This is a genomic window from Anaerophaga thermohalophila DSM 12881 (genome assembly GCF_000191885.1).
Taxonomy (GTDB): Bacteria; Bacteroidota; Bacteroidia; order Bacteroidales; family Marinilabiliaceae; genus Anaerophaga; species Anaerophaga thermohalophila.
This window is the reverse complement of the sequence record NZ_AEWI01000054.1, coordinates 12,279-29,344: the sequence shown is the minus strand read 5'-3', so window position 1 is coordinate 29,344 and position 17,066 is coordinate 12,279. Positions and strand designations below refer to the sequence as shown.

The 17,066-nt window shown below is 42.5% G+C and carries 10 protein-coding genes and 1 pseudogene; 5 read left to right on the top strand and 6 right to left on the bottom strand.

Annotated elements, in window-relative coordinates; translation table 11 throughout:
• Positions 1-448 precede the first annotated feature (448 nt).
• The 5 genes from ATH1_RS0113890 to dnaN all read left to right on the top strand — a co-directional run bounded on the left by ATH1_RS0113890 (position 449) and on the right by dnaN (position 6,472).
• The gene (locus tag ATH1_RS0113890; RefSeq protein ID WP_010422811.1) at positions 449-745 is read left to right on the top strand and encodes a hypothetical protein; all 297 of its coding nucleotides are present in this window, start codon (positions 449-451) and stop codon (positions 743-745) included.
• Positions 746-1,440: 695 nt separating this feature from the next.
• A complete protein-coding gene (gene lpxB / locus ATH1_RS0113885) occupies positions 1,441-2,589 on the top strand; it encodes a lipid-A-disaccharide synthase (RefSeq protein WP_010422809.1) in 1,149 nt (382 codons plus the stop codon).
• Positions 2,590-2,821: 232 nt separating this feature from the next.
• Positions 2,822-3,151: an ABC-2 transporter permease gene (locus ATH1_RS21645; protein ID WP_010422807.1), complete on the top strand. Its 330-nt coding sequence runs from the start codon at positions 2,822-2,824 to the stop codon at positions 3,149-3,151.
• Entirely contained in the window at positions 3,045-5,222 is a 2,178-nt protein-coding gene (gene gldG / locus ATH1_RS0113875) for a gliding motility-associated ABC transporter substrate-binding protein GldG (protein ID WP_081467456.1), read from the top strand. Before ATH1_RS21645 ends, gldG begins: the two co-directional genes overlap by 107 nt.
• 122 nt (positions 5,223-5,344) lie before the next feature.
• Positions 5,345-6,472 (top strand): DNA polymerase III subunit beta, encoded by a 1,128-nt coding sequence (gene dnaN / locus ATH1_RS0113870; RefSeq protein ID WP_010422803.1) that lies wholly within the window; start codon positions 5,345-5,347, stop codon positions 6,470-6,472.
• A 218-nt stretch (positions 6,473-6,690) separates the two neighbouring features.
• Here dnaN and ATH1_RS0113865 read toward each other — a convergent pair whose 3' ends face one another.
• The 6 genes and pseudogenes from ATH1_RS0113865 to ATH1_RS0113840 form a co-directional block, all read right to left on the bottom strand.
• Entirely contained in the window at positions 6,691-8,484 is a 1,794-nt protein-coding gene (locus ATH1_RS0113865) for a glycoside hydrolase family 2 protein (RefSeq protein ID WP_010422801.1), read from the bottom strand.
• 148 nt (positions 8,485-8,632) lie between these two features.
• On the bottom strand, positions 8,633-9,940 hold the full coding sequence (locus tag ATH1_RS0113860; protein WP_010422799.1) for a BNR-4 repeat-containing protein: 1,308 nt from the start codon (positions 9,938-9,940) through the stop codon (positions 8,633-8,635).
• Between the two features lie 602 nt (positions 9,941-10,542).
• Positions 10,543-11,355, bottom strand: a complete 813-nt coding sequence (locus tag ATH1_RS0113855) for a 3-keto-disaccharide hydrolase (protein ID WP_010422797.1) — start codon at positions 11,353-11,355, stop codon at positions 10,543-10,545.
• Between the two features lie 217 nt (positions 11,356-11,572).
• Positions 11,573-13,057, bottom strand: a complete 1,485-nt coding sequence (locus ATH1_RS0113850) for a Gfo/Idh/MocA family oxidoreductase (protein WP_010422795.1) — start codon at positions 13,055-13,057, stop codon at positions 11,573-11,575.
• Between the two features lie 592 nt (positions 13,058-13,649).
• Positions 13,650-13,862, bottom strand: a pseudogene (locus ATH1_RS0113845) (glycoside hydrolase family 97 C-terminal domain-containing protein); the annotation flags it as partial.
• 30 nt (positions 13,863-13,892) lie between these two features.
• Positions 13,893-16,280 carry a glycoside hydrolase family 127 protein gene (locus ATH1_RS0113840; protein ID WP_010422791.1) on the bottom strand — a complete coding sequence of 796 codons (2,388 nt, stop codon included), beginning with the start codon at positions 16,278-16,280 and terminating at the stop codon, positions 13,893-13,895.
• Positions 16,281-17,066 lie beyond the last annotated feature (786 nt).

Genomic DNA, 17,066 nt, shown 5'->3' with positions numbered 1-17,066 from the left:
TTGTATTTTTTGGCAAAATATTTATAAAAATGGCTGCGCCATTTGTTGTTTGGATCACCGAATTTGCGCGAATTAACGCGAATTTAGTCGCATCTTTGATGCGACAGGCATTCGTGTCATTGACAACATCATAATTGATTTTTTAAGGTGTTGTCGAACTCTTTTTCCGGTCGTTTCGTTGACGACAGAAAATAATTGAGTAGCAATTAGCTAATCCGACAAATTATGACTTTAGCTTTTTAGTGATTTTTGGCTCTGGCTTGTCCAGGTTAGGTAGTAGTACCCTTTTATAAATTCGGGAAAAATTGTAATAAATCATGTGTCTGATCAGAACGAGTCATTTACAAGGCTTGCGAAGTCCGAAAATAGTAAGTTTACTTATAATTTTCGGACAAGCGAAACGCGGTAAATGGCATTTTATAGACAGACGCCAGATATAAAGCCATTTATGAAACTTTGGTGTAACAAACAATTAATAGGTCTTATCATTGGCCTGATTTTGCCGGTAATTTTTGGTTTTCTTCTTTTCGAAAACCGGTATAACGGTGACCAGGGATTTATAGAATTTTTGGGAAGTCTTTTCCGACTTCAAAGTCTCGGTAAATTAGTAAGCATCAGTGTATTGCCTAACTTGCTCGTTTTTTTTCTGGCGATCTGGACCGAACGCTTGTTGGCAGCACGGGGTATCGTTATTGCCACCGTAATATGGGCTGTGATTACCATGGTAATCAGCTTTATAATGTAATGAGTACGGTATAAAAAACATATTTTTGTCAAAATCAAGACGTTTTAAACCTAATCTGGACAAGACGGAATCAACCGGAAAAAGAGTTCGATAACTCCTTAAAAAATCAATTATGATGTTGTCAATTTCACAAATTTACGCGAATGATCGGGGGTTTCTAAAAACTCTGTGTAATTCATTATTTCACAGAGTTCCAAGGAGTTGATACACAGAGTCTCACAGAGGGAAAATTAGTTTTTTAGTCAGCCACTTTTGAAGCGGCTGCACCGCTTAAGAAAATGGCGATCTAAAAAGTCCATTTTTCCTCTTTGAATCTCTGTGATGTGCTTCGGGCACTCTGTGTAATAACTAAATGAAACGAGCATGACAAAGATTGTCACAAAAGAACCTGTATAATTAACCTCTAATCATCAAAGAAACCAAACCAGGGAACAGATTCTTCGTCGTTACCTCCTCAGAATGACATTTGACAGTCTGTCATTCTGAGCGGAGCGAAAAATCTCATCAGGGGGCAAAGAGCCTTTAAATGATAAAACCGGCTAAAGGAACTTGTTGTAATTAGAGAAAGATTCTTCGTCGTCACCTCCTCAGAATGACACTGAGCGCTCTGTCATTCTGAGCGAAGCGAAGAATCTGATATCATTTAAACTATGATAGGTTACATCAGGCCAATAACTTAGACTTATTTTATAGGGATGAAATATTACATCATAGCAGGCGAAGCATCAGGAGATCTTCACGCGTCCAATCTGATGAAAGAGCTAAAACAGCTTGACAACGAAGCGGATTTCAGATTCTGGGGTGGAGATTTAATGGCAGCCCAGGGCGGAACGCTTGTTCGTCATTACCGCGACACCGCCTGGATGGGCGTATGGGAAGTACTGATACACCTGAAATCTATATTCAGAAATCTTGACGAATGCCGTGAAGATATTCTCAGATATCGTCCTGATGTAATTATATTGGTCGATTATCCGGGATTTAACCTTCGCATAGCCAAGTTTGCAAACGAATTCGGATTCAAAGTATTCTATTACATCTCACCGAAAATTTGGGCATGGAATACAGGAAGGGTAAAAAAAATCAAAAAACGGGTAGACAAGATGTTTACCATTTTGCCTTTTGAAACCGATTTCTTTGCAAAACAGGGAGTACCGGTAGTCTATTCAGGAAACCCGCTTCTGGATGCCATCCACGAAAGAAAATATAAAGACGAGAAACGGGAAGATTTTCTGTCCAGACATGGCTTGCCCGACCAGCCTATTGTTGCTGTTCTTCCCGGTAGTCGCACACAAGAGATTGAACGACTCCTCCCCGATATGCTTGCCATGAAAAAATATTTTCCCGAACATCAGTTTATTGTGGCGGGAGCTCCCTCGTTTTCGTCCGACTACTACAACAATTTTTTACCCGAAAGGGAAAACGTGAAAGTCATTTTTGATGAAACTTATGCTCTGCTCCAACAAGCGAAAGCGGCCATGGTTACCTCCGGAACGGCAACGCTCGAGGCTGCATTGCTAAATTGTCCCCAAGTGGTATGTTACAAAATGTGGGGCGGCGCTTTCACCGATTTCGTTGCCAAGAAAATTATTATTAAAGTCCCTTATATTTCCCTTGTCAACTTAATTGCCGGCCGGGAGGTAGTAACCGAGTTGTTCCAAAAAAACATGACGGGGGAAAATCTGAAAGAAGAACTACAAAAAATTCTTTTTGATGAATCAGTTCGTCATAAAATATTTGCCGGTTACGATGAAGTCAGACAAATTATGGGCGGACCGGGAAGCAGTAAAAAAACCGCCCGGCTGATGTGGGAAGCACTTCAGAAATTAGTGGTTAGTGGTTAGTAGTTAGTGATTAGTTAGATTCTTCGCTTCGCTCAGAATGACAATAAGTTATATATCATGAGTACGGTATAAAATAAAATCAGAATTAGCCGCCTGATTAGTTGATTGCTACGCAATTATCAAGCAAGCGGCCGATCGGCCGCCTTGCTTTGCAAAGAGAGCCGGGCGGAGCGATACGAATTATGTGAAGTATTGCTTTACTCAGGTAACACAAACCCGCAAAATTCTTTCTATGATTGCATTGTGGAAAAAAGAATTGGTGACCTTTTTCAGTTCATTGACAGGGGCACTGGTAATGGCTGTTTTTCTGGTAATCACGGGATTATTTTTATGGATCATCCCGGGAAATTTTAATATTCTTTTTGGGGGCTACGCCAATCTTGACGGCCTTTTTTATATGGCTCCGTGGTTATATCTTTTTCTGGTTCCGGCCATTACAATGCGTCTGTTTTCAGATGAAAAAAAAATCGGGCACTCTGGAATTATTGATGACCCGTCCGGTGCCGGCCTGGCAGATTGTTACAGGAAAATTCCTTGCCGGATTCACCCTTGTAGTTCTTAGTTTACTTCCTACGCTTATTTATTTCTACTCGGTGTCTCATCTGGCGCAGCCTGCCGAAAATATTGACACCGGGGCAATATGGGGAAGTTATCTCGGACTGCTACTGCTGGCAGGAGCTTACGTTGCCATTGGCATTTTCACTTCATCCATCACCGAAAATCAGATTGTCGCGTTCGTGCTTGCTGCTCTGTTTTCATTTCTTTTCTACAGCGGCTTCAATGCTCTGGCTTCCATACCGTTTTTTGACGGAATTGATACTTTTCTGATCAATCTGGGAATTGATGCGCACTATCAATCCATTAGCCGTGGTGTTGTCGACCTCCGGGACATCGTCTATTTTTTGAGTGTTATGATGGTATTTCTTGGTATGACCCGCCTTAAACTGAAAGGAGGAAAAACAAACTTTTTTCTCCTATTATCCGGTGTAATAGTCATCAACATACTGATTTCCAATATTATTATCAGAGCAGACCTGACACAGGAAAAACGTTTCACGCTTGCCGGCATCACAAAGGATTTTCTTTCGGAAATGGAAGCTCCTGTGTTTGCTCATGTTTATCTTGAAGGTGACCTGAATGCAGGATTTGAACGTCTGTCACGTTCGGTTAAAGAAAAATTAGACGAATTTGGAATATATGCAGGCAATAATCTCGACTATCAATTTGTTGATCCAACAAAAGATAACGAGGATGCCAAACGTGCATTGAAACGGATGGAAGACCATGATTTAAGTCCGGTTCCGGTATATGAGGCCAAAGAAGACGGCTCGCAAAAAAGAACACTGGTATATCCCTACCTGATATTTCAAAAGGATAGTTTCGGGATAGCCGTGAATCTGCTTGAGAACATGCCCGGATTATCAGGAGCCGAAAACCTGAATGCCTCTATCGAAGGACTTGAATATAAATTCACAGATGCCATGCGACGCCTCACTGTGAATGACCAAAGAAAAATAGCCTTTCTTGAAGGTCATGGAGAATTAGACGAAATAGATGTTATCGACATCACGAAAGAACTTTCGAAATATTACCAGGTTGACCGTGGCAATCCCGGCGGTAATCCCGAAATGCTCCAACCTTACGAAGCGGTTATTATAGCCCGCCCTACCCGAAAATTTACAGAACCTGAAAAATTCGCCATCGACCAGTATATCATGCATGGCGGACGTGTTCTTTGGCTTATCGATGCCATCAATGCCTCCATGGACAGCCTTCGACACACTTCACAAACCGTGGGACTACCATTCGACCTTAACCTGAACGATCAATTGTTTCGTTACGGATTCAGAATCAATGCCGACCTGGTTCAGGATGTTCAGGCAGGTCTCATTCCTGTAAACGTTACACCGCCGGGACAATCATCCCGCTTTGTTCCAATGCCATGGATATTCAATCCCATTCTGAATACCAACAGAATGCATCCCGTTACCCGTAACGTAAAACCTGTCAGAGCAGAGTTTGCAAGCAGTATTGATACGGTAGGAGAAAATCCGGAAACCACATCAACTCCCCTTCTGCAAACAAGCAGACACTCAAGGATCATGCAAAGTCCCGTCTTTATCTCATTGGCCCATGTACAGGAAGAGCCCCGACGGGAAAACTTTCCACAATCGTTCATTCCCATAGCTTATGCTTCTGAGGGCAGGTTTCCTTCGGTCTTTGCTCACAGGTCTGCTCCCCCGGAATCAAATTATCAGCCCGACAAGCGACGCGATATAAGTAAGCCGACAAAAATGATCGTCGTGGCCGATGGCGATATCATCAAAAATGAAGTCAGAAGACGCGAAACAAGCAACCCGCGAATTGTGCCGCTGGGATTCGACGAAGCCACCAATCAAACTTACGGGAACAAACAATTTATCCTGAATGCCGTGAATTATCTTACCGATGATAAAGGATGGATGAACTTGCGAACCCGGAATTATCAGTTGAGACTACTCGACAGAGACAAAGTGGCCAATGAGTCTAACTTCTGGAAATGGCTTAACATGGGACTTCCTCTTCTTCTGGTAATAATTGCAGGCGTTATTGTCCCGATTATCAGGAAGTGGCGTTATGGAAGACAAAATTGATCAGGTCAACTGACATTTAAACTGATAAGCCTTTTTAATGGTATCAAATTTTCGTATATTCGGCACTCATTTCAACATATTTTATTTTTAATTTTTGACTAACACTAAAAAAAATAGAAACGATGAAGTTTGTTGTCTCCAGTTCAGGACTGCTGTCTCATTTGCAGGCCATTAGCAGGGCCATTGCTTCCAAGAGCCCGATGCCCATCCTTGATAATTTTTTGTTCAGTCTTGAAGGACAAAAGCTCACCATCACTGCTTCGGACACCGAAGTAACGATGATCACCACGCTCGACCCTGAATCGACTGAAGGTGAAGGTGTGATAGCCCTTCCTTCCAGAATTTTATTGGAGACTCTGAGGAAATTTCCCGAACAACCTCTCAATTTTGAAATTGATCTGGAAACTCTTGCGGTAGACATCGTCACCGAAACGGGTAAATTCAGCGTTGTAGGTCAGAACGGGGAAGACTTTCCGGCTTTACCGGAATTGAACGAAGATAAAGCGAGTAAACTTCAATTACCCGCCGAGACCCTGATGACAGGAATCGTGAAAACCCTGTTTGCCACGGCCGATGATGAATTGAGACCAGTCATGAACGGGATTTTGTTTGAATTTACTCCCGATAACATGACCTTTGTGGCATCGGATTCACATAAGCTGGTTCGTTATCAGCGGTTGGATGTTAAAACCGATTATGAAGCCTCATTCATTTTGCCCAAGAAGCCGGCCGGTTTGCTGAAAAACGTTCTCCCGAAAGAAGAAGGCGAAGTAGCTGTATCCTTTGACGATCAGAATGCCTTTTTCGAAATGGAAAATTACCGCCTGGTTTGCCGGCTCGTTGAAGGAAATTATCCCAGCTACAATGCCGTGATACCGCAGGACAATCCCAACAAAGTTATAATTGACCGCGTGGATCTTTTCAACACATTGGGCAGGGTTTCTCTTTTTGCCAGCCAGGCCAGCAATTTAGTGAAACTTCACCTTTCATCCGACGAAATGGTCGTGTCGGCTCAGGATATTGACTTTTCTATTTCGGCCTTTGAAAAACTGAGTTGCCAATACGATGGCGATGAAATGGAAATTGGCTTTAAGAGTTCTTTTCTGGCTGATATCCTGGAAAATATATCATCATCCGACATCGTGATCGAACTTTCAGACCCGGCACGAGCCGGAATATTCCTGCCGTTTGATAAATCGGAAAATGAAGACGAGCTGATGCTTCTGATGCCTATGATGATCAATGCGTAAGCTTAAAGAAAAACATAACAAAAAAGGCGACGGAAATTTCCGTCGTCTTTTTTGTTATTTCCGCTAATTTGTGCCCGGTCTCATCTATAAAGTCGGGGAAAGTTGTACCAAATCATGTGTGAGCGTGGTATAAAAAGCATATTTTTGTCAAAATCAAGGCGTACGAGGGGAACTCTCCAAAGTAACCATTTTGAGGGGATTCAGGAGACATTACCTTCCTACCGTTTTTTCTCGTACCAATCTTTCATGATAAAAAATGCCCTTTTCCTGATTCCCTGATCGGAAACCAACCCTTTGCGATTCCATCCGTCCTGAATTTCGGGAAGCATTCTTCGTGGTGACATAAAATCCATCAAAATCCAGGGGGCTGTTCCCGCAAGGTCCATTTTATCAAACATAGCAACGTTTTGAATATATAATTCTTCCTGAAACTCCTCTGTCCACCGCTGATTTTTAGTTCCATGATATCCCTGAAGAGCACCGCCACCAAATTCACTGATCACCACCGGTTTATTATCCGGGAGTTGCCAGTTCATTTTGGCACATTTTTCAGGAAGTCCGTCATACCAGCCAATATAGGTGTTAAAACTTACTACATCCACAATATCTATGAGCGGATCATTGATGGCAGGTGTGTAAGCATCGTGATATTCCTTTTCCATCGCCATACTGATGAGCCTGGAATCATCTAATTTTCTGGCATGCTGAACCAGTTTGGTCAAAAAACGATTACGCTCATCACTCACCGGTGTTTCATTGGCCAGCGACCAAATTATAATGGCACCCCTGTTCTTATCGCGGGTGATCATTTCTTCAAGCTGATTCTGAGCATTTTGCAAAGTCTCTTCGTTGGTAAAACTGATGGTCCAGTAAACCGGAATCTCACTCCAAACGAGTATCCCCATTTTTTCTGCCTCACGCACCATGTACTCGTTGTGAGGATAATGGGCCAACCTTACGAAATTGGCATTCATCTCTTTTGCCCACGAAAGAAGCGTGTGCGCCTCTGCCGGACTATTAAAACGGCCGGCTCTGAAAGGAGCTTCCTCATGAATACATATACCACGGAGAAATAGAGGTTCTCCATTCAGATGAACGCGGTTACCCACCGCTTCTACGTGACGAAAAGCAACCTGTTCGTTCATAGAATTCCCGGCCACTGAAATTGAGATATCATAAAGTCTGGGATTTTGTGGTGACCACAAATCCGGTCTGGCTTTCAACGAAAAAGTTCCTTTTCCTTCTTCATCCGGACTAATGGTCACCTCTTCTTCGAGTTCTGGAACAGATACTTTTACCGGCGTTTGAAGGTCGGTGCCATCCAACTGCACCCAGCCAGAAATTTCGTTGTATTTCCCATCGGAAAGAGAAACAGAGAAATCCCGGACAAACGTTTCCGGCTCTTCCAAAATCAGAACATCACGGGTTATCCCGCCATAATTCCACCAATCGGTATTAACCGTAGGAACCTCATCTTTGTGCCGGGTGTTGTCAACTTTTACCACCACAAAATTATGACCGTCTTTCAGTTTTCCGGTTACTTCAAAATTAAATGGTGTAAATCCGCCTTTATGCGAACCAATGTATTCACCGTTCAGATAAACCAAAGCCTCGTAGTTTACTGCTCCGAAATAGAGAAAATAGCGTTCATTCTCTTCAGGACTGAAATCAAAAGTTTTTCGAAACCACACCGTTCCCTCATAGTACTTCAGTTCCTGATCGGCAGTATTCCAATCGCCGGGAATAAACATCTTTTTCGATTTCCCGAAACTGTATTCCACAAGATCAGATTCACTCTTCGGCTTCTGATCTTTAAAAAAGCCCCATTTACCTGGTTGAAGTCGATAGTCGTAATACCCAACCTCATACCGGTCGATAATGTAATCCCATTGACCGTTGAGTGATTTTGCCGTACGGTTTGGAACATTAGTAATTAACGGATGAAGATTTTCATTGGCGTATGCAGAAACTACCAAACAAAATGCAACGAAAGTGAAGAACAATTTTTTCATATTACTATTTTTTTATTTATGAGTACAGCATAAAAAGCATATTTTTGTCAAAATCCAGGCGTTTTAAATTTTTGTACCGGAGTTAACTTGTTGTTAATGAGGATGCAAAAATTTAAAACAACAACGAGTTTGGCAACAAAGATGCGTTTTAGACCGGGCTCAATATCTTAATTCTGGATGAATAATTGGTGTAATGAATATATTCCTCATTTTCCATCCATAATACAGCTGAGTCATGATGATCCATGCCCCACGGCACAACCGGCCTGACTTGGTCATAATCGGAATTTTCGGTAATCGACGAATGCTTCCATTCCTTATTTTCGGTCCTGTACCATTTTTGAATTTCAAAAATTCCATTCATTTCACGAGAAAGAAAAACCGTTGAAACATCACTCAAGCTGATCGCAAGGCCGCCAGAGTAATGAGGCTCTCGCTCTCTTTGCCCCGAGGGGGTCTGGGGAAACCATTTGCCGGCATGACAAAGTTCATCATCATCCCAGTTTTTTCCATTGTATCTTGTATAATGATAGATATGATCTTCTTCTGTCGGATACCGTACATAGGCAATTACAGGATAGCCGTTTTCATCAGCTTTGATATCATAAATCCAAGCTCTCCCATCCTTCGAATTAGCTTTATAAACTAAAGTAGCTTCTCTGGGTTCAAAAGGCAAACTATCTATCGTGCATATTAAGCTACCGTCAACCCGATAAAATCTACCCTTTTCATAATAGGCATAATAAATGCTGTTTAACGGTTCATTACGAGGATGACCATCAGTAAATGCCATATGAATCCTTGTTTTGCCATCGGAATAATACTTTACATAAGGTCTATTCCCGGAATCAAATGGTTGAGGACAAATAACAACCCTGCTATTACTCCAATTTTCTCCCTGGTTATCACTCCATATCATAACAGGTTTAAACCCCATCCACCGTCCAAAAAGAAAAATACGATTTTTTTCGGCAGAAAGCATAAACGGATTTGCATAAGTATATCTGGGTGATCCATACCGTTCTTCTTCATCATTATTCATTATCTCAATTTTCCGAGGTTCTTCCCATTGAGTAATGTTACCTGCAAAAACAGTTTTTGACATAAAAAGGTCCTCGTTATGATGACGGGTATAAAAAGAAAGAATATCTCCAGAAGGAAGCTCCAAAAAAGCCGGATTATTATGATCATCGACTTCCAAGTAAGGATGTATGATCCCTTTCTCAATATTCTCTTTTCGCATATCATACGAAAAAGCAACAACCGATCCATTCTTCGATACACCTCCGGCTATTATCTTTGAACCTGAAGAATGCTGCAATTGGATGGCACGAGGATCAGAAAACCAACACCAAGCCGCATCATCCGCAAGTGTTTGAATCTTTTTTTTACTTTTCTGGCAGGCACCACCAAAAAATATCAATATGACGATCAAAAAAGTAAAACTTCTTTTCATCCGTATAAAATTAGTCTAAGTTATTGGCCTGATGGAACTCGCATGATTGAGTTTTATACATGTTCTTATGTGGCAAACCTTGCCATGCTCGTTTCATCACTATAAATATTTTTTCTTTATACGGGCAAACTGTAGTGTTGCAGGGGTTGGTAAAAAAAGCTAAAACGCAAAGACGTTTGTTGTGTTTATAATTCACACTACTGGCTACTGGCTACTGACTAAAAACTACTGACTAAATTACTTATATCTAAAAATCTAATAATCTATTAAAACAAACCTTGTCATGCTCGTTTCATTCGAATTTATATCATCTCCGAAGCAATAATAAAACCAAAAATTATAATTATCTCCGGTTAATCTGTCTCAATCGTGAGGCAAAGCCCCCAACTGTTATCCGCAACAACGCCACGTTATGTCATATCTACATATAAAAATACTAATTAGTTTTAAGACAGAATTAACTTGACGAAAATAATTTTAAAAGATATAGTCCAATAAAAAAAATTCAGCATTCTCTATCAAATTTTCAACTCGTCAACAAAAAAGACAGCCCAATTTCTAATTTTTAAGAAATCAGGCTGTCGCTTATGCCATTATTTTATCTATTCCATTACCTTCAGCTTAATGTTGCGGAACCATACATCATCGCCATGATCCTGAAGTCCGATGTACCCCATGCGTTCTTCTCCACCGGCGTTGATCATTTCCGTCCATCCCTTAAACTTACTGTTTTCTATCATCTTTTCCCACTCGGGGGTCCACAGATGATACTCGAGAACAACTTCACCGTTTTGCTTGTGTACAACCGTTCCTTTATATACTATGATAGAACCGGTGTTCCATTCACCCCAGGGCTTGCTGTTTTGCGGCTTGGCAGGTATCAGATCGTACAGCGAAGCCGACTGGCGGTTGCCGTCTTTTCCCAACTGCGCATCCAGGTGATTCTCGTTGTCCAGTATCTGATACTCGGGGGCGGAACGATAAATTGGCAGATCATCAAACTCGCGGGCCAGATAAAAGACACCGCTGTTGCCTCCTTTCGATACTTTCCAGTCGAATTTCAACTCGAAGTTCTTGAACTTCTCATCGTATATTATATCACCCCCATCTTCGGCACCGGCCTCGCCCTCTCCCGAGCCGTTAATCTTGATAGCATTATCCTCAATGCTCCAGGCGCCGGGAACGGTTTCCTTATTATAGCCTCGCCAGCCATCAAAGTTTTTTCCATTGAAAAGCAGACGCCAGCCTTCGGCTTTCTCTTCTTCTGTCAGTGTATTTAACGGGGCTTCTTCCACTGTTGCTGATTTTGTCGTTTCACTCTCTGATTTTTCTTCCGATTTCTGGCCTCCCATACCACAGGATGTTAACAAAAATACTCCTGCTGTCAGGCCTAAAAATATGTTCCTGGTTTTCATATTATTTTGTTTTGTTTTTCTGTTTTGTTTTTTGTGTTTCGGGTTCTCAGGGTTTGTGCTTCGGGTTTCGTGTTCACCTCAGTCGCGCTATTCCTTGACCCGCTTAAGAGGAACCCCCTGTGCGATACTTTTATTGTCCGCACACCTGACGACCTTACGACCAGAATTTAGGGGAACAGTGTTGCAGGCATAGCTTGATTCCAGAAATAATATCCACCTAAGGCATTGGCGGCAGACTCCACCCGTCGCGGTAGGTGTGTTTGATCAGTTCCTGTGCAAAGGCTTTGGCACTGACCGGGTCGGTCCACGTCTTATTAAACGTCGGGTGTCCGTCATGAATCTCAAAACCGTCTTCTATCACCGTGCGAATGGTTTCAGTGTCTGTGATATTGGTGAACTCCATCTTTTCTCCGTCCCATTCAAGCTCTTTGTTCAAGCTCTGCAGACGAACTGCCAGTACGCCCATTACTACCATCTCGTTGAACGGGCCGGCCTCGCGGAATGGGGATGACGGCTCCAGGCGGTTTTCTGCACTTTCCTTACAGGCCCGCACCCAATCCATTTGATGGCTTAGTTGAATTCTTCGCTCTGTTTGGGGTACATTTGGGGTACGACCTGACAGTAACCAGGGATCTTTTCCATAGCAACCTGTCACCAAAATATCTTTGGTGCCGTGGAACAGGACGCCTCCGCCAGCATCGTTCATGTCTTTACCGGCAGGCCATCCTTCCGGCTTCATTGGCTGAAGACCGCCATCGTACCAATAGACATCAACCTTTGGCAACTTCATTTTCCCTTTTCTTCCCCGATCGGGAAATGTCATCCTGACACGCTGGGCTGTCGGTGCCGATTCGGTCAGCAACAAGGTCGAACTTCCCTGAGCTTTTACCGGATACCCGAGGTCTAAGCCTTTAAACACCGGATGCAAAATGTGACAAGCCATATCTCCCAAAGCACCTGTACCAAAGTCCCACCAGCCACGAAAATTCCATGGCGTATAAATCTCATTGTAGGGACGCATTTCGGCAGGACCGATAAACAAGTCCCAGTTCAATGTTTCCGGAACCCACTGTCCCTGTTCAGGAACATTCAGTCCCTGCGGCCATATTGGACGGTCGGTAAAGGCTTCTACTTTAGTTACTTCTCCGATCTCGTTGTTCTGAAGCCACTCGATGGTTTGGGCTACACCTTCGCCGGAGGCTCCCTGGTTACCCATTTGGGTGGCTACTTTATACTTATCGGCCAGCCTGGTCAGCAATCGGGATTCGTAAACCGTGTGTGTAAGCGGTTTTTCAACATATACATGCTTACCCATGGTGATGGCATGGGCCGCTATGAGGGCATGAGTATGGTCGGCCGTGGCAACCACCACTGCATCAATGCTGTCGCCCATCTCATCCAGCATTTTACGCCAGTCCCAGTACTTTTTCGCTTTTGGAAAGTAATCAAAAGCCTTTTTCGCATACCTCCAGTCTACATCACACAAGGCCACAATGTTTTCACTTTCCAGCTCTTTTAGAACGGCGAAGCCGCGACCGCCTACGCCCACTCCCGCGATGTTCAGCTTGTCGCTTGGGGCTCTACGACCTAATACACCGCCCATGGCTACATTCGGAATCACTGTCATTCCGGCTGCAAGAGCAGCGGAATTACGCAAAAAACGGCGTCTGCTAAGACCGCCTGAATTGTTACTGTTTTCCATGATAAATTCTATTAGTTGTGTTAAACACGAGAAAAATTATTTGAGTATGAAGTATATGAGCTATACCTGAAAAACTTTTATGAATGGACATTATATCACTTAAAAAAAATTATAAAACAACAATGTGTTTGACAACAAAGATGTTTTTTAGACCAGGCACAATGATTAAATACTCTCTGTCCCGAAAGTATCATTTGCAGTATTACCTTTGCCTCCAAAATACTCGTTTACAAAAAGTAAACTCTACTTTTGGCGCCTTCGCAAGCCTTGCACCCGGTACTTTCTGATCAACCAAAATCTTTTGACCATGGAAAATTAAAAAAATTAACGAAATAACACAAAAGGATTGTGAATAAACAGCAATTCATCAATGAGTGCAGTATAAAAAGCATATTTTTGTCAAAATCAAGGCGTTTTAAATTTTTGTACCGGAGTTAACTTGTTGTTAATGATGATACAAAAATTTAAAACAACAACGAGTTTGGCAACAAAGATGCTTTTTAGAGTGGGCTCAAATTTTTATTTAAAGATTTCTTTCTGTATTAAGAGATCGCTGCGAGTTCTTTTGTCAACAATGAATCCGCCGCTCCTGTTAATCAACAACCATCACAAAGCCACCATTAGGCTTTACTGTTACATTGAGTTTTTCATTTTCACTGAGAGAGAGCACTTTTTCGGTAAACGACAAAATGCCTTCGTCGCCGTCAGTGATCAAATAACCTGTTTGGTCTCCTTTAACGAAAGGCAAATCCAGTTTCAGTTGTTTTTTCTTATTCTCACCGTTAATTCCACCCACATACCATGTATTTCCGGATTGGGAGAGGCCGCTGCTCCTTTATTTACGCATCAATCTTACATGATAAATTCCACCGGCAACAGAACCTCCATGAGCTCTGAACTTAACTGTTAAAACTCCGTCGGTGGCTTCTTTTACCACAGATTCCGGAATTTGGTAATCAATATCTACAAAACCATCACCCTGAAAGCCGTCCAGGTTCACTTCAGCAATTTTTTGATCGTTTATAAGAATATCAAAATGCCGGTCAGTATCACCTCCAAAACAGGTAACTCTTAAGACGCGTGCTTCCTTTTCCGGATCTTTCAGATCATAGGCAAACCATTGCGAAGCATGTCTCCAGTGACGATTCATGTAAACACCGGTTTCTGTACCTTCACCCCTGAAATTATGTTCCGATTCGGGTTGTTGCTCCCCGGCAGCCACCTCATCGATGGTCAATTTTTCAAGTGCAAGCATCACACTGTCGTGCTCAGAAATAGCACTCCGGATAGAATCAATTTCTTCACTGGTTCCGGTTCGCCAATAAACAATGTATCGGGCATCATGAATCCTGAAAAAAGGTTCTAATACCAGATCATCTTCCGAATCGGGAACAATTAAACCAAGCGCTTTAAAAGTCATTGGTTGATCATCAACAGGAATCACCTTCTTTTCCCAATTCTCACCATCAATCAGCAGCATTGGTGCCTCATCGAGCGGATAAAGCGGACCATGGGCAATATGTCCCATGCGACTGTCATCTGCAATTAATCCATCCAGGTCGGTTGAATCGGTGGCAGCACCCAAAACGAATGGACCATGCATCAAAGAAAGATATGGACTTTTATCGGGCAGGTACTTTCCGAAAGTGTGCATAGGCAGGTGAACTTCGATTACATCGCCGTCATCCCACTTCCTGCTAACAAGAAAATACTGACCGGAAACAGCCTCTCCGTTAACAGAATTGCCGTTAACAGTAACTTCCATTTCTCCGGGGTTAGCCCAGGCAGGACAACGAATACCGACAATAAACTCATCAGACTCGTCAAGTTCCACGCGAAGAGTGCTTTTTTCAATATCCGGAAAGTTGTTTTTCTGAACCAGCTTCAGACCTTTCTCTTTCCAGTTGAGTTCGGAAGGAATAAAAAGATTGACAAAAACGTCCTCGTCATCATGGGCATAAATCAACTCACCATATTTCTCATGATTCTCAATGCCGGAGCCAACGCAACACCAGAACGTTTCTTCGGGATTGGAATAAACCCGATAGTGACGGGGACGCATGGGGGTGAAATAGACCAGCCCGCCATGTCCGGGATGCTGTGACGAAAGAATATGATTATAAAGAGCCTGTTCGTAATAATCGATATACTTAAGATCGTTCTTATACAAAAAAAGATGCTTCGATAACTTAAGCATGTTGTAAGTATTACAGGTTTCAGGCCCCTGACGGGATTCAATCATCGAAGAAAAATCATCAACCGGATGAAAATGCTCGTGAGTTGAATTCCCACCGATGGTGATGGTACGATTATTCACTACGGTATTCCAGAAAAAATCGGAGGCATCGATCCATGCAGAATCATGGGTCAATTCAGCAATCCGCATATACCCAATCACTTTTGGAATTTGCGTGTTGGCATGAAGTCCGGTTAGCCTGTCTTCGTGTTGCAAAAGCGGCTCAAGTATTTCGCGATGCGAGAACCTGCGGGCCAGCTCAAGATACTTCTCATCTCCGGTAATATCATACACATCGGCAAACACTTCATTCAGTCCGCCATGCTCGGAAACCAGCATCTCCTGAATCTGATCATCAGAAAGGGCAGCTGTCAGATCAATACACCAGTCGGTTAGTTTGATCAAAATTTCCCTTGCCTTTTCATTTCCGGCATAAAGCCAGGCATCACGCAATCCGGCATAGAGTTTATGAATATTGTACAAAGGCACCCACTTGCCGTTGAGCGAAAAATTACCGGCATCAATATTGCCTTTGGCAATTTCGGCCCACATGTCTTGTCCGCCCGGAACACCTCCTACATAACCATTACCATTGGCTTCCTGACAACGAGCCAACTCGTCAATCATGTAATTCAACCGCTCGCGGGCTTCTTCGTTACCGGTAGAGGCAATCATCAGCGACAATGACGTCAGATAATGACCGCCAAAGTGGCCATTCAGCCCGGAACTTTCCCAGTTTCCATAACCCGGAGCTTTGGGTTCCAAGCCAGCATCTATGAGAAATGGCGCCAGAAGACGATCCGGATCATGGGCCATCACATATTGTTCGTTCAATGCTTCGGCATGCCGGAAAGGACTCTCCAGCAAACGCACGAATGAAAGCGGGAAAGGTTCCACATCGGGTTGGACTGGTTTCGGATTGCTACACCCCGTCAACACACACCCTGATATTAAGGCTGTCAATATTATCCGAAAATTTCTTCTCATGGCTTTGTTGTAAATTGTTAGATTGTTAGACCTTATCTCTAATTTTATTGTATTTTTTGGCAAAATATTATAAAAATGGCTGCGCCATTTGTTGTTTGGATCACCGAATTTGCGCGAATTAACACGAATTTAGTCGCATCTTTGATGCGACAGTCATTGATGTCATTGGCACCATCATAATTGATTTTTTAAGGTGTTCTCGGACTCCTTCCAGTCGTTTCGTGAACAACAAAAAATAGTCGACGCATTATTGTTTGCTTATAGAGTTCATGAAATTATACACTGCATAAAGCGGTACATTTGTAAGCCAGTCTTCCTGCCTGAAATCAGACATGGAAAAACGTAAAGCCAACCGTGAAATCGGGAGTGTTCCTCCATTGCTATTCTTTCCATAATCTGAGTATAATTTACACCAATTTTAATTGAAGATATTGATGTAAATACACACTTTTTCATACGAAAAAATGTCAATTTCTACATTTTTTCAAAGGAACTTTTGCCATATACTGCATTTTTTCGAACAATCTTGGTCAGGCTCGTTTCATCAGCAATCAACACATTTTTTGAAGACTCATCAAAATTAACTATCTATCCCCATTCTTCTCCAGAAAATTCAATAAACAAATTCAGTGCCTATTTCAGGTATTCGAATCACCGTGAATGAATAAGCGGGCAAAACATGCTTAATCATTTCACTTACAGCTATTTCATTTGTAACGGGACGCACATCAGCAGCATCCGGATGACTGCTCAGAACTAATGCCTGTTTTAAAACACAAAATATTG

Bases quoted from the DNA above. Each gene is read 5' to 3' on its own strand.
- ATH1_RS0113890 (WP_010422811.1), top strand. From the start codon at position 449: ATGAAACTTTGGTGTAACAAACAATTAATAGGTCTTATCATTGGCCTG.
- lpxB (WP_010422809.1), top strand. From the start codon at position 1,441: ATGAAATATTACATCATAGCAGGCGAAGCATCAGGAGATCTTCACGCG.
- ATH1_RS21645 (WP_010422807.1), top strand. From the start codon at position 2,822: ATGATTGCATTGTGGAAAAAAGAATTGGTGACCTTTTTCAGTTCATTG.
- gldG (WP_081467456.1), top strand. From the start codon at position 3,045: ATGAAAAAAAAATCGGGCACTCTGGAATTATTGATGACCCGTCCGGTG.
- dnaN (WP_010422803.1), top strand. From the start codon at position 5,345: ATGAAGTTTGTTGTCTCCAGTTCAGGACTGCTGTCTCATTTGCAGGCC.
- ATH1_RS0113865 (WP_010422801.1), bottom strand. From the start codon at position 8,484: ATGAAAAAATTGTTCTTCACTTTCGTTGCATTTTGTTTGGTAGTTTCT.
- ATH1_RS0113860 (WP_010422799.1), bottom strand. From the start codon at position 9,940: ATGAAAAGAAGTTTTACTTTTTTGATCGTCATATTGATATTTTTTGGT.
- ATH1_RS0113855 (WP_010422797.1), bottom strand. From the start codon at position 11,355: ATGAAAACCAGGAACATATTTTTAGGCCTGACAGCAGGAGTATTTTTG.
- ATH1_RS0113850 (WP_010422795.1), bottom strand. From the start codon at position 13,057: ATGGAAAACAGTAACAATTCAGGCGGTCTTAGCAGACGCCGTTTTTTG.
- ATH1_RS0113840 (WP_010422791.1), bottom strand. From the start codon at position 16,280: ATGAGAAGAAATTTTCGGATAATATTGACAGCCTTAATATCAGGGTGT.